This is a genomic window from Microcystis sp. Msp_OC_L_20101000_S702 (assembly GCF_007095705.1).
GTDB lineage: Bacteria > Cyanobacteriota > Cyanobacteriia > Cyanobacteriales > Microcystaceae > Microcystis > Microcystis ichthyoblabe_A.
Window position 1 is genome coordinate 1 of record NZ_SFBO01000182.1, and the last position, 13176, is coordinate 13176.

Below are 13176 nucleotides of genomic sequence, written 5' to 3' on the forward strand. Positions count from 1 at the left end.
TTAGGATAAGTTATGACTTAAAAATTAATCAACAACTAAAGCTTATGCTTGTAGCTAAGTGAAATCATTGATTAAGAGACCTGTACTTTTCAATGACTTTTTCAGCAAACCCTAGATAGTGCAGGTAAAAGCATCACCCACAGTTACGTTTTAGCAGAGTTAGTTGCTCTAGCTCAAGTTCGGCGTTACCCGCGTTTAGCTACCCTAGAATTTATCACCGATTTGCTAGAAAATCCAGATATCGAGACAGTTTGGATAGATGAGCCTTTACATCGTGCTGCGGTCAAACTATTGATGGCACGGCAAGATAAGACTTATTCCTTATGTGATGCAGTTAGCTTTTTATTGATGCGTCAGTTCAATATTAATGAAGCATTAACCACCGATCGCCATTTTGAGCAAGAAGGTTTTCACCGTTTACTTGTATTCTAAAAAGGGCAGAGCTGCGTCAGGGGTTGGTATTTCTCCAACTGGTACTCCTGCCATTTCCCCGGCCTCCGTTCGGTGAGGGATTGGGCGTTTCCCAACTGTGCGGCTGCTTCCCGCCAGAATTGTTCAAAGTTCTGCCGCAGTTCTCCGGTGGCAATCATTGATTTTAACGGGATAATTTACTCAACAATTCCAAGAGTTTTTGACTATTAGGAGTCAAGAGAGTTCGACGATAGGCATCGGCGGCCTTTTTAATCGCTTCCGCTTGGGTGGGATAGGGATGAATAACAGTAGAGAGTTTACTCAATCCGATTTTAGCAACCATAGCGGTGGTAATTTCAGAAATCATCTCACCGGCGTGGGTGGCGACGATAGTGGCTCCTAAAATTTGGTCGGAACCTTGTTTGTGAATAATTTTTAAAAAACCTGCTGTTTCGCCATCAGCGATAGCTCGATCGACTATACTCAAAGGAATTTTAATAGTATTAGTGACCAATCCCCGGGTCTGTGCTTGGGTTTCATCCATACCCACACGAGCAATTTCTGGGTCGGTATAAGTGACCCAAGGCATAACTAAATTACTGAGCTTATCGCGTCCGAAACCGAAGGGAGAAAAGAGAGTATTTTTAATCACAATACGGGCGGCTGCATCGGCAGCATGGGTAAATTTCCAATCCATACAGATATCTCCAGCAGCATAAATTTTCGGGTTAGTAGTTTGCAGATAATCATTAACTTTGACTCCCCGACGAGTATCGTATTCCACGGCCACCGCTTCTAAATTTAATCCTGACACATTAGGCACCCGGCCAGCAGCGACTAAAATCTCATCAACGGTGATAGTTGCTCCTTGACCGTTGCTAGTATATTCAATGGTTTTACCCTGCTCATTTTTTGTCACCCGTTCAATTTGGCAAGAGAGAATTAATTGCATTCCTTCCCGCAGGAAAGTATTCTCAATAATTTCGGCTGCTTCTGGGTCTTCTTTATTCAAAAGATGGGAATGATTATGAAATAAAATCACCTGTGCGTCTAACCGTTGAAAAGCTTGGGCTAATTCACAACCAATCGGCCCGCCACCGATAACAGCTAATCGGAGAGGTAATTCTGTGAGGGAAAAAATTGTTTCATTGGTATAAAATCCCGCTTCTTTTAGTCCGGGGATATCGGGATGAAAGGCCCCAGCACCAGTGGCAATAACGGCTTTTTTATAAGCGAGAGTTTTTCCCGCCACTGCCACGGCATTTTGTCCTAAAAAACGAGCGCTACCCAAGAAGACATCGATACCTAGTTTTTGGAAACGTTGCACCGAATCATGATGACTAATATCGGCGCGAATTTGCCGCATTCTGGTCATTACTCTGGCAAAATCTACTCTAGTATCTCCAATATCAATTCCTAATTTTTTGGCTTTCTCAATTTCCCCGATAATTCTAGAGGAACGAATCAGACATTTAGAAGGAATACAACCGAAATTGAGGCAATCTCCCCCCATTAAGTGTTTTTCCACTAAAGCCACTTTTAAACCTATATCTAAACCCGCCGCCCCCGCCGCTACAACTAAACCGGCAGTACCCGCACCGATGACGACTAAATCATAACAATCTTGGGGTTGGGGATTGAGCCAATCGGCAGGATGAACATAATTAACTAATTTTTGATTATGTTCGTCCATGGGGAGAATACTAACTTCACTGGAGCTATTTTGAAACATAGTGAACTACCTCGACTCCCTAGGCGCAGTTACCGCCTTTATTCTGTAGTTTATAGTCAATAAATTTCCCTCTTGACCAAGTTGGTAGAGTAAGTTTCTTGGTTCTATGTTAGTTGTTGTTGTATTAATCCGACAAAACCTGATGAGCCTTTCTCTGTCAACTCTTAAGGAGTCGTGCGTTTTATTTTTCAATTGGGGATTTAAGAGCCAATTTTAAAGGCTTCTAGAAATAAACTATAGGTGATACCAATTTTTAGTAAATTGAAAGATTCTCGCAGAATCGGTGCTGGTTTAGCCTGGGAACTTTTTCGATAAACAATCCGGCTAGTCGCCTCCGTAAACAGCAGTAATAAACCGGCAGCGGTGACATCCCATTGAGCAGTTTGGCCAGCAGTAGTGACAATTGCTTGCCCAGAAAAAACTCCAAATAAAACACAAATTATCTGGAGGGAAATCCGCCGCCAAGGATTACCAAAAAAGCTATTAAATCGACTGCTGGTGACATTAGCCAGCGTACTTAAACGGGTGCGTTGCATGGTCATATTTATTTAGAAGTAATACGATTAAGAAGCCACAAAGAGGTAACAATACCAGTAAAGTGCGCGAGAATTGTATTAGTATTAGCCTGCACAATTAACAGGTCAACAGAATTAACAAATTGACTGGGGTTAGAGGCAACATTAAAAGTGCCTTGAGGAACATTGAGGGATTTAATTAAGACGATTCCCGCCAAGGCTTGCGCTCCCAAAATTGTTAAAAACATCCCGATAATATTAGCGATTAAACCCTGACGGATTAATTGAATAGTATCGGATTTTTTCGGGCGACTATCTTGATCACCCCCCAACATTTGACGGGCAATTTTCATGTAACGAGAGGAAAAGAAAATGGCAACTACCAAGAAACAAGCCCCACCAATGGCACATAAAACACCGATTTCAATACCGGAAGTGCGTTGTCTCGTCCCTAATAAACTAGCGGTAGCAATGAGCAATAAAACCCCTGAAATTACGCCTAGGACAATCTGCGTCCAAAAACCGATTCTTCCCTGACGTAAAAGGATATTAGCAGCCCGTTGGACGGCTGGAGGCAAGGAATAAAGATCAGAATCTCTAGGGGTGGATATATTGGTAATTTCTGATTGTTTGTCTCTCATCGGGGTTAAGCTAGGGATTGGGTAAATCTGGTCCTGATCTATTTTCGTCTTTTTTTTTGTCCATGGCTAGAGATTTAATTTTGGCACTGACTGGCTATCTGTTTAGCTTCTACCTGTAAACGCTGGGCCATACGAAACATTTCTTGACCGGTGTGGAGAGAGCGATCGTCGTAGTTAAGGGTAAAGGTTTCTAATTCTTCTAGTCCGTCAGTGAGATGATTGAGACAGTAGTAAAGAGAAGCGGCCACTTTGGCCATTTTGGCAGGGTTGGGCCGTTGGGAAAAGAGGGTTTTGGCTCGATCGAGATTTTGGCGACAGGTTTCTAGATAGTCTTGAAAAACAGCCATCAACTGATCATCGAAGGGATCGGCGGATAGGTGATTGATCTGACCTTTTAGGGGTCGGATAATTTGACCGATCAGGCGATTAATCGGGCTATAGGTCTGGTTATACCACTGTTTGACCAGGGCTTCGTCTTCCTGGACTGCTTCTTTGTAACGATGGTAATTTGCCTGGGCGGTGGCGGTGCGTTGGGCGCGTTTTTCGGGAGAATTGGCGATTAGTTGGTTATCGTAGTCCTTTCTTAGTCTCGGATCGCTTAGGATCTCGTAGGCGGCGTTAATAGCGACGATTTTATCGTGACTGGCACTATCGTTTTGACTATCGGGATGGAATTGTCTGGCTAAACGCCGATAGGCCCGTTTAATCTCGTCAGGGGTCGATTTATAGCTGATTTCTAAGGTTTGGTAGTGGTTGCCGGTCATGAGCGCAAGCGATCAATCTGTCTTTTATTATTATCGACCATGGTTAACGCGGCAGAGAAGGGGAATTGTCGAGAGTGGGAAAGTGGGGAGGCGGGGTGTGGGGTGTGGGAAGAATACATAAAAATAATCTCCTGTCTCCTGAATACTGACTTCTGACTCCCGACTCCTGACTTCTAACCCCATGTTGGACAAAGATAAGCAAAAATTATCTATTGACTCCGAAAACTTGAGAATATTTAAATTAACATTCCGCAATATTTATAAATTCTTAAGAATTAATTGAGAAATATTTTTATTTAACAACGATTTTACAATGGTTACAGCGATTTGATAGAATTTCATAGTGGGCTGTTCTGTGCTTTTTTGGACAGCAATGGTTGAAACCCTTGCCACACCTACAAGGTAATCCTAATTAAGACGGGTAAATTAGTCAATTTCACCCACAACGATGATCTTTTTTTTATGTAGTTTTATTACAAAGAAAAAGTTTTTTTGACAAAAAGCACAAAGTATGAATTAGGAAGTGGGGAAGTGGGAAGTGGGAAGTGGGGGAGAAGGGAGAATAAATAAAAATAATCTTCAGAATTCAGAGTTGAGAATTTATAATTCTGATCTAACAAAATTGGCAATAATTAGACAAAAGGATTGATTTCAGGGATATCCTCGATCGAGGGTAAGTCTATTTGGCCCGATCGCTCTTGTGTAAGATAATAGGGACAATGAAGCTGACAATCGGGACGATGGGGAAAATCGACTAAATCATTTTGGTATGCTAATAGATAGCGATCGAGATCCTTCAATAAACGGCGTAAATCCCGTCCTGTCCGTTGGTGTAGTTTCTGGTTATAGTTAAAAGTAATTTGTTCGGGGTTGCGGGGTAACTGCACAAACCAATAGGTCATCGATAAACTATCAGGAGGATAAGCAGAAGTTTCTGCCAACACATACAGATAAAGTCTCGTCTGCCAATTTTTGGCTAGTTTGTCGGCATCGATAGGTTTTAAGTAGGTTTTCCAGTCAAAAATTACCGCTCGATCGCTCTCTAGTAAAATTAAATCATAGATAACCGTTAATAAATAATTACCCACAGTTAAACTGCGACAATGTTCCGCTTCTCGATTAGCTTCTCCCGGATTTTGGGCAATTGCTGGGGCGGCCTTTAATAGGGCTGTTAAACAATGTTCTAACTGTTCATTTTCGCGTAATAAGGACGTGATCGGTAGCCCTAATTCCCGCTGCTGTAATAATAGGTGAAACTGACTGCCCCATTCTTGCCTCTCCAATTGCCCAGGGTCAGCCGGTGTGTTAAGTTGCTCTAGATAGACTTTTTGAAATCTCGGTGGACAGGTTTCCAATAGGTTTAAATGGCCCTGGGCAAGACGATAGATATTAGACATGATAACTAGATAGGTATTAAAAACTTTCAGATGCCACCCTTATTAAGGGGGGATTAAGGGGGGATCGGCACCCCCATTATCAAGGGTAGATCCCCCCGCCTATCGGCACCCCCCTTATCAAGGGGGGCGGGGGGGATCGAACCTAAAATCCATTTTTAATTTAATTATAACCAGCTACTTAGAGTTATCGTTGATAAAACAGGAGTTAGTCTATGGTTTTTGGCTGACAGATGCTAGGAAGGTTGAATAGCCAGAGTATTTAGTAACATTTGATAGACAATACCAAAAGAAATTGATTAGGACAATCTATGCTTAAGAAAAAGGATCATGACGGCCTTTCCCATAAAGATGAAGTGTAACCTAATTTGGTGTTAACGACCGAGGACTGACCCGCCAAAACAAAAACTTCCTATCTCATCATTAAGATCAGCTGCCCGCGTATTTAAATTGCTTGTTGAGATGAGGCACTGTGGCAGTGTTGCAACAGTAAAGGGATTGGGAGAGATTGACCTAATCTAAGGATCGGGGGTTAAAATACGTCTTAGCTTAATGACAGACAATAGCTTGTTAGAGCTATAATCAGGGTTTTATGCCTATAAAAGTCCCTGTTTACTTAATAAAGAAAATTTGACAAACTTATATAATAATGCTTGGTAGTGAAGCTTCTCAATAATTGATCCCCCATGACTTGGTTATATAAAACCCCCGGTATTCCCGATGAACTGTTTGAACGTTTACCCGGGATTCCCCTGAGTAAACGCGAGGTGAGATTATTGATGATTTCCGCTTTGCGGTTAGGTGATGGGGGGGTTTTCTGGGATATAGGGGCAGGAACCGGCACTATTCCCGTTGAAATTGGCTTATTATGCCCCAATAGTCCGATTATTGCCATTGAAAGGGATGAAGAAGTGGCCAGTTTAATCCGCCGTAATTGCGATCGCTTCGGGGTAAAAAATGTCACCGTTTTTGAAGGCAGCGCACCCGATTGTCTGCCCAATATATCCCTCGCACCCGATCGCGTCTGTATCGAGGGCGGCAAACCGATTAAATCGGTCCTGCAAGAAGTGTGGCAATACCTGAAACCCAATGGCCGCATCGTGGCTACGGCCAATAATTTAGAAACCCTCTATCAATTTTCCGAAGGTTTTTCTAATTTACAGGCGCGTAATATCGAGATTGTCCAAGCGGCAGTAAATCGCCTAGAAACTAGGGGTATTCACCAAGTTTTTGCCGCCGTTGATCCCATGTTTATCCTGAGCGGCGATAAACTTTAATTGGGGATAACCTTCCATAAAGTTTTCTTAATCTATATAATTATGACAATGCCGCCTAACTTCTCTGGATTAACCATGCCTTGGCCACGCATTGTCAGCGCTATTTTTGCTATTGCCTTCGCACTGGGAATTATTATCGTTGGGGGTTGGTATTTCACCCTCGGCATCGGTGTTATCGTCTTTTTGGGACAATTAGAGTATTTTCGCTTAGTTCGCGCTAAAGGCATTGAACCGGCCGCTAAAACCACTCTCGTAGTTTCCCAATTATTACTACTGACGGCAACTATGGCAGCCCCCCTCACCGATGCCATGTTTCCCCTGGCCGGAGCGTTAATTTGTTTTTATCTGCTCTTTCAGCCAAAAATGGCGACAATTGCCGACATTTCCACCTCAATTCTCGGTCTGTTTTACGGTGGTTACTTACCCAGTTATTGGATTCGTTTACGGGTCGGTTTTTCTCCCGAAAGTGGTCCCGTGGCTATGGCCAGTAACTTACCCCTGATGGGATATTGGCCGGAATCGTGGATGGAACCGAAATTATTCCCGGCCGCTTTGACGGTGACTTTTCTAGCTTTCGGTTGTATTTGGGCCGCCGATATCGGAGCTTATATCATGGGAAAATGGTTAGGGAAAACCAGTTTATCGCTGATTAGTCCCAAAAAAACCGTGGAAGGTTCCTTTTTTGGCATTTTAGGCAGTATAGCGGTGGCCGATTTGGGTGCTTGGTATTTAGATTGGCCCTATTGGCAGCTGACGGGCTTATTTTTGGGCTTATTAATTGGTATTGTCAGTTTATTGGGCGATTTGACCGAATCGATGATGAAACGCGATGCTGGGGTCAAGGATTCCGGGCAGTTAATCCCCGGTCACGGTGGTATACTCGATCGCACTGATAGTTATGTCTTCACCGCTCCCCTAGTATATTATTTCGTCACTTTACTGCTGCCCTGGTTGCGTTAGTAATTTGCATCTTCTCCAAGTGCTAGATTAAAGATTAAACTCAAATTTGCGATTATGTCAGCAGTCGTCCATCCCCGGGGTAAAGTTTATCTTCTCGGTGCGGGAATCGGTCAGAGTAGTTTTCTCACCCTGCAAGCGCGAGCAATTTTAGCCACGGCCGAGGTTTTGCTGTACGATGCCCTAGTGGATAGTCAAATCTTCTCCCTAGTGCCGAAAACCTGTGTTTTAGTCGATGTTGGCAAACGGGGGGGACAACCCGGGGCCGAGCAGAATCAGATTAATCGGATACTGGTTAATTATTGTCAAGAGGGAAAACGAGTTATTCGGCTTAAAAGTGGTGATCCGGGGGTTTTTGGGCGAGTATATCCTGAAATGTTGGCCCTAAAGCAGGCAGGCTGTGATTTTGAACTGATAACCGGTATTTCCTCCGCTTTAGCCGCTCCTTTATTGGCTGGAATTCCCCTGACGGAAAAGGATATTAGTCGCTGTTTTGCGGTCTTGAGCGCTCACGATCCCGAGTCTCTCGATTGGTCAGCTTTAGCTAAAATTGATACACTTGTGCTATTGATGGCCGGTCAGTCTTTAGGGCAAATTATCGAGAAATTATGCCAAAATGGGCGGAATATTCACGACTCGATCGCTATTATCCGTCAGGCGGGACGCAAGGATCAACAAATTTGGCGCGGCACCTTAGAAAATATTCTCGCTCAAACCGCCGGGGTGTCCCTCTCACCCTCTATTATGGTCATTGGTCAAGTTGTGGATCTGGCGATTATGTCCTCTCCCCCACCCCTAGGCGGTAAAACTATTGTTATTACCCGTGCCGCCGAGCAAACGAGTCAATTTAGCGAAATTTTGCAAAATCAAGGCGCAGAAGTCCTGGAAATGCCCGCTTTAGAGATTCGTCCCCCCGACCGTTGGCAAGGTTTAGACGATGCCATCGCTCAGTTAAAAGAGTTTGATTGGCTGATTTTAACTTCTGCCAATGCTGTTAATTTTTTCTTCGATCGCTTGACATTTTGGGGAAAAGATGCTAGGGCTTTAGCGACTGTAAAAATCGCCGTGGTGGGCAAAAAAACCAGCCAAGTTTTGCACTCACGGGGATTAAAAGCGGATTTTATCCCGGGGGATTTTGTCGCTGATGCTTTGGTAAACGAGTTTCCCGACCCGATTAAGGGGCAAAAATTCCTCTTTCCTCGCGTGGAAACGGGAGGGAGAGAGATATTAGTTAAGGAATTAACGGCCAAAGCTGGTCAGGTGACGGAAGTGGCCGCATATTATTCCGGATGTCCGGCACGCATGGATAGTGGCATCTGGGAAGCCTTTCGAGAGGGGAAAGTCGATATAGTCACCTTTGCCAGTTCCAAAACCGTCCAGAATTTTTATCGGTTATTGGAACAAGAAACGGCAGAATTATCGGTTAATTCCCTCTTAGAAAAAGTTTGTCTGGCTTCTATCGGTCCGCAAACTTCAAAAACCTGTCAAGAGTTATTTGGTCGTGTTGATATCGAGGCGCGAGAATATACCCTAGAAGGATTGACTAACGCTTTAATCGAGTGGAGTAAGACCTGACATCCTCGCCGCCGTATTTGCGGCAGCCGGGGTTGGGAGAATCAAAGCCCCTTAGAGGATCAAGAAGGATCAAAGCCCCTCTTATCAAGGGGGGTTGGGGGGATCAAAGCCCCTTATCAAGAAGGATCAAAGCCCCTTATCAAGAAGGATCAAAGCCCCCCTTATCAAGGGGGGTTGGGGGGATCAAAGCCCCCCTTATCAAGAAGGATCAAAGCCCCCCTTATCAAGGGGGGTTGGGAGAATCAAAGCCCCTTAGAGGATCAAGAAGGATCAAAGCCCCTTATCAAGAAGGATCAAAGCCCCTTATCAAGAAGGATCAAAGCCCCCCTTATCAAGGGGGGTTGGGGGGATCAAAGCCCCTTATCAAGAAGGATCAAAGCCCCCCTTATCAAGGGGGGTTGGGGGGATCAAACTTCCAATTACTCCACAAACTCCCTCAAAATTACTCAAAACTTCTTGATTAGTAAAGCGGATTACTGTTAATCCATAACCTGATAAAATTTGGGTTCTTTCTAAGTCATAGTTCTGAGCATCTTCCCTATTATGACTATCACCATCAATTTCAATCACTAATTTTAATTCGGGGCAATAAAAGTCAACAATAAATTGATCAATCGGTCTTTGACGATGAACTCTATATTGAAAATTTTTTAAGTATTCATACCAAAGTTTTCTTTCAGCTTTGGTCATATTTTTACGGAGTTCTTTGGCTCGTTCTACGAGTTTGGGATTGTAGGGTAGATGATGATGATTGGTTAATTCCATAAGCTTACTTTCTGGTTAGTCATGTTACCGTACTTAGCCCCCCTTATCAAGGGGGGTTGGGGGGATCAAACTTAACGTGATTGCAGTTTTATTTATTAAAAAAAGAAAGATTATTTTTCAACTAATAAGTTTAGCATATATAGCGTTTTCTGTTCGCACGAGGTACATTATTAATGTTGAAAAGCTTAATCAGCAAAGGTTTAACTGTGCCACCCAGAGGTGAGAACCGCTATAATATCCCTTATCAAGGAGTCGTAGGCGGGGGGATAAAACTTAAAGCGATTGCGTTTTTTTATTAAAAAATCAGGTGTTATTGTTGATAAGTTTTGCTGTTAGCAGGGGAATTTTGGGGGGCAGTTTTGAGGTTTGATCCCCCCAACCCCCCTTGATAAGGGGGGCTTTTTATTGGTTGAATTTGATCCCCCCAACCCCCCTTGATAAGGGGGGCTTTTTACTGGTTGAATTTGATCCCCCCAACCCCCCTTGATAAGGGGGGCTTTTTACTGGTTGAATTTGATCCCCCCAACCCCCCTTGATAAGGGGGGCTTTTTACTGGTTTAAGATGTATAAGTCTGTGATATATTACAGGTTACAAGTCGCTGCGCGAGAAAAGAGATACCCTCCACCACAAGCGGCGACCAACCCCCCCCCCTGGTGTGCGCCCCACGACCCTCCACCAAGGTGACGGTAGGTGTGCGTGCTTACTACCCTCTAATAAAAAAGTTAGCTGATCATAGCTCAACCAGTCTCCGCTCCTGCGCCAACCCACCCCGTCAGCGAATTTTTTATACACCTCATAATCGTATTTCCCTAGGACACCACCGCAATCCAGCCAGACTTTTTTCTGCACAGAAAAGCCAAATTTGCTGCCGCTATTATCTACCCAGAGCTTGTCAATGGTGCGTAATTCCTCACAGGGAAAGTTGTTAATGCTTTCTTCATCTAGCCAGCCTTCATCTTCCCTCTTAGCAATTAACAACATTAACCGCGCCGTTTCTTCATCGGCTTCGCGCCATTGGCCATTTTTCAGATAGGTTTCTAGTTGGGTAAAGAGAGAAGTCTGTCGTTTTTGTTCTAAAAATTCCAAACCTCGACGTTTTTTAACAGGTAATTCTCGATAACATCGCTCCGCTAATCCCTGAGCTTTAGGATTATCTTCTTTATTATAGAAATACACAATAAAATCAGTCGGATTAATCAATAAAGTGGCATACATAATACAAGCCTCGTACCAGAGATTTTGCTCCCAATTTTCCTTGAGTAAATTTTCTTGCTTTAACCGTTTAATCTCCAAAGCAATTAAATAGGACTGAAAAAGATTATGGGCAAACTCATAGTATTCATCCTTTTTCAAAATTAACTCGCTCACATGAATTAACCGCTCTACAAAATCCTTAGCCGAAGTGCTTTCAGGATAACCCAATTCCTGAATAAAATTTTGTATAGAACTCAGTAATTCTGAATATTCAATCGTGGTTGTATTTCCCATTTTCAGGGCTAACTGTTGCAATACCAGTTGACGATGATTTTCCTCATTATTATCTAAAATCATATCAATGCCCCTAGCTTGAGGGCGAGTGATCAATTGCAGATCAAAAATTCGGCGAAATAAATCCACTCGTTGCTGAGGTAATTTTTGTCCCGAGCCAAAGTTTGCCCGATGTAACTGTACTATCATATTCAGATTTAAGGGATTTCTCGCCAAGGCTAATAGAGTAGAACTTTCCCCGGAATCATCGAGAGCAAATAACTGATTAATTAAATCCTTTGCTTTATTATCGGCAGCTTCTTGTTTAGCTTTTAAACTTCTGCTAACTCTGGTTTCCTGCTCTTGCCAGAAATACCATTTATACACAAAATCCCGAATATTTTTATCGGTAAATTCATTAATAAACACCTTTTGCCGAGGTTTATGCTCAGAGCTAAACGCTTGATAGCCTTTCGGACGAGAAGTTAAAATAAAATAGTTTTGGCGAAAATCTTGCCACTGTTTGCCAATCCATTGACTGATTTTTTCGGCATATTCGGGTTTAACTTCATCAAAACCATCAAACATCACTAACATTCGCTGACGGGTTAAATGACTTTTAGCCCAGTTCTGAGGTAAATCTAATTCTTGAGAAATATCTTGTTTAAGATGTCGCTCAATTAAAGTCGGTAAATCTAATCCTTCTGTGGTGGTAATCACTTCCTGCCATCTCCGTAAACGTAAAAAGACAGGAATTAAAAAAGGTGCATTTTGTTTCGGTTGTTTTAGAGCGTAGTTATAGGCTAAATGACGCAATAAAGTTGTTTTTCCTCGTCCACCAGGAGCCAGAATTAACAACCGTAAATTTGTCCTCTTTTTAGCCCGTCGCAATAAATCCCAAATATCATCCCCCGTACCTTTAGACTCTTCTTCTGAGCGCAGTTCCAATTGAGTCAGATCCAAATTAATAAAAATTTCTTCCAGTTCCGGAGTAGAAAAACCAAAGATTGTATCTTCAATCCCTTCAATATCATCATAACGACAATCTGAATCCCGTAATTTAATTAAATATTTCCCGTCAGGATTAGCTAATTGCCAACGTATTTTTTCCAGTCCTTTGTCTAGCCAAACAAAAAAGCTTAAAGCTGAACCTTTACCATGATTTTTACCTTTGGTTCTTGCCACTTCTAAAAACGCTTTACTCCAGGCTGATCCGTAGGTAAAAAAGCCCGTGACGATAAAGGTGACTCCCCCGACAATAATCGCCTTAACCGTGTCATGTTGACTAAGCCAAGTTAAGATACCTGTAATGCTACCCCCGATAATTGGAAGGGAAGGAGCGGAGGTTCGGAGTTGATGGGCAACAAAAGCAGTGATTTTTCCCGTCCAAACTTGAGCCTGTTCCTTTTCCTGGTCAAAATCTGATTCTTTTTTCTCTTCAGATTCGGATTCTTCCGGCTTTGTGGTTTTATCGTCCATAAACCCCCTTTGATCAACCTCTTCTAATTATATTAGAACTCTATTGAAGATAGATTTTGGGTTCGATCCCCCCTGCCCCCCTTGATAAGGGGGGTGCCGATCCCCCCTGCCCCCCTTGATAAGGGGGGTGCCGATCCCCCCTGCCCCCCTTGATAAGGGGGGTGCCGATCCCCCCTGCCCCCCTTGATAAGGGGGGTG

Annotated in this window: 10 protein-coding genes and 1 pseudogene; 4 read left to right on the plus strand and 7 right to left on the minus strand. The window is 43.2% G+C overall.

Features of this window, described 5'->3' with window-relative positions:
* Positions 1-117 precede the first annotated feature (117 nt).
* Positions 118-432: pseudogene (locus EWV60_RS19080) on the plus strand (type II toxin-antitoxin system VapC family toxin); the annotation flags it as partial.
* A gap of 163 nt (positions 433-595) precedes the next feature.
* On the opposite strand, the gene EWV60_RS19085 reads toward EWV60_RS19080, so the two are convergent.
* The 5 genes from EWV60_RS19085 to EWV60_RS19105 form a co-directional block, all read right to left on the minus strand.
* Complete coding sequence (locus EWV60_RS19085) at positions 596-2143, minus strand: mercuric reductase (RefSeq protein WP_287234055.1); 1548 nt, start codon at positions 2141-2143, stop codon at positions 596-598.
* A gap of 200 nt (positions 2144-2343) precedes the next feature.
* Complete coding sequence (locus EWV60_RS19090; protein ID WP_002753579.1) at positions 2344-2685, minus strand: DUF565 domain-containing protein; 342 nt, start codon at positions 2683-2685, stop codon at positions 2344-2346.
* Positions 2686-2687: 2 nt separating this feature from the next.
* Positions 2688-3299 (minus strand): DUF3611 family protein, encoded by a 612-nt coding sequence (locus EWV60_RS19095; RefSeq protein ID WP_002733490.1) that lies wholly within the window; start codon positions 3297-3299, stop codon positions 2688-2690.
* Positions 3300-3373: 74 nt separating this feature from the next.
* On the minus strand, positions 3374-4063 hold the full coding sequence (locus EWV60_RS19100) for a J domain-containing protein (protein ID WP_002753577.1): 690 nt from the start codon (positions 4061-4063) through the stop codon (positions 3374-3376).
* 632 nt (positions 4064-4695) lie between these two features.
* Positions 4696-5460: a PD-(D/E)XK nuclease family protein gene (locus EWV60_RS19105; protein WP_193977469.1), complete on the minus strand. Its 765-nt coding sequence runs from the start codon at positions 5458-5460 to the stop codon at positions 4696-4698.
* 683 nt (positions 5461-6143) lie between these two features.
* Here EWV60_RS19105 and cbiT point away from each other — a divergent pair.
* From cbiT to cobA, 3 genes are read left to right on the plus strand one after another with little or no spacing between them, the layout of a single operon-like run.
* Positions 6144-6734, plus strand: a complete 591-nt coding sequence (gene cbiT / locus EWV60_RS19110; protein WP_002732225.1) for a precorrin-6Y C5,15-methyltransferase subunit CbiT — start codon at positions 6144-6146, stop codon at positions 6732-6734.
* Between the two features lie 42 nt (positions 6735-6776).
* Positions 6777-7694, plus strand: coding sequence for a phosphatidate cytidylyltransferase (locus tag EWV60_RS19115; RefSeq protein ID WP_043997242.1), 918 nt, complete (start codon positions 6777-6779; stop codon positions 7692-7694).
* Positions 7695-7748: 54 nt separating this feature from the next.
* On the plus strand, positions 7749-9266 hold the full coding sequence (cobA, locus tag EWV60_RS19120) for a uroporphyrinogen-III C-methyltransferase (protein ID WP_287234058.1): 1518 nt from the start codon (positions 7749-7751) through the stop codon (positions 9264-9266).
* Between the two features lie 363 nt (positions 9267-9629).
* Here cobA and EWV60_RS19125 read toward each other — a convergent pair whose 3' ends face one another.
* Together EWV60_RS19125 and EWV60_RS19130 are read right to left on the minus strand one after the other, a co-directional pair.
* Positions 9630-10031 (minus strand): endonuclease domain-containing protein, encoded by a 402-nt coding sequence (locus EWV60_RS19125; RefSeq protein WP_287234060.1) that lies wholly within the window; start codon positions 10029-10031, stop codon positions 9630-9632.
* Positions 10032-10620: 589 nt separating this feature from the next.
* The gene (locus tag EWV60_RS19130; protein WP_287234062.1) at positions 10621-12978 is read right to left on the minus strand and encodes a GUN4 domain-containing protein; all 2358 of its coding nucleotides are present in this window, start codon (positions 12976-12978) and stop codon (positions 10621-10623) included.
* Between the last annotated feature and the right edge of the window lie 198 nt (positions 12979-13176).

Excerpts from the sequence above, each read along its gene's own strand:
- EWV60_RS19100 (WP_002753577.1), bottom strand. The coding sequence starts at position 4,063 with ATGACCGGCAACCACTACCAAACCTTAGAAATCAGCTATAAATCGACC.
- cbiT (WP_002732225.1), top strand. The coding sequence starts at position 6,144 with ATGACTTGGTTATATAAAACCCCCGGTATTCCCGATGAACTGTTTGAA.
- EWV60_RS19125 (WP_287234060.1), bottom strand. The coding sequence starts at position 10,031 with ATGGAATTAACCAATCATCATCATCTACCCTACAATCCCAAACTCGTA.
- EWV60_RS19090 (WP_002753579.1), bottom strand. The coding sequence starts at position 2,685 with ATGACCATGCAACGCACCCGTTTAAGTACGCTGGCTAATGTCACCAGC.
- cobA (WP_287234058.1), top strand. The coding sequence starts at position 7,749 with ATGTCAGCAGTCGTCCATCCCCGGGGTAAAGTTTATCTTCTCGGTGCG.
- EWV60_RS19095 (WP_002733490.1), bottom strand. The coding sequence starts at position 3,299 with ATGAGAGACAAACAATCAGAAATTACCAATATATCCACCCCTAGAGAT.
- EWV60_RS19130 (WP_287234062.1), bottom strand. The coding sequence starts at position 12,978 with ATGGACGATAAAACCACAAAGCCGGAAGAATCCGAATCTGAAGAGAAA.
- EWV60_RS19105 (WP_193977469.1), bottom strand. The coding sequence starts at position 5,460 with ATGTCTAATATCTATCGTCTTGCCCAGGGCCATTTAAACCTATTGGAA.
- EWV60_RS19085 (WP_287234055.1), bottom strand. The coding sequence starts at position 2,143 with ATGTTTCAAAATAGCTCCAGTGAAGTTAGTATTCTCCCCATGGACGAA.
- EWV60_RS19115 (WP_043997242.1), top strand. The coding sequence starts at position 6,777 with ATGACAATGCCGCCTAACTTCTCTGGATTAACCATGCCTTGGCCACGC.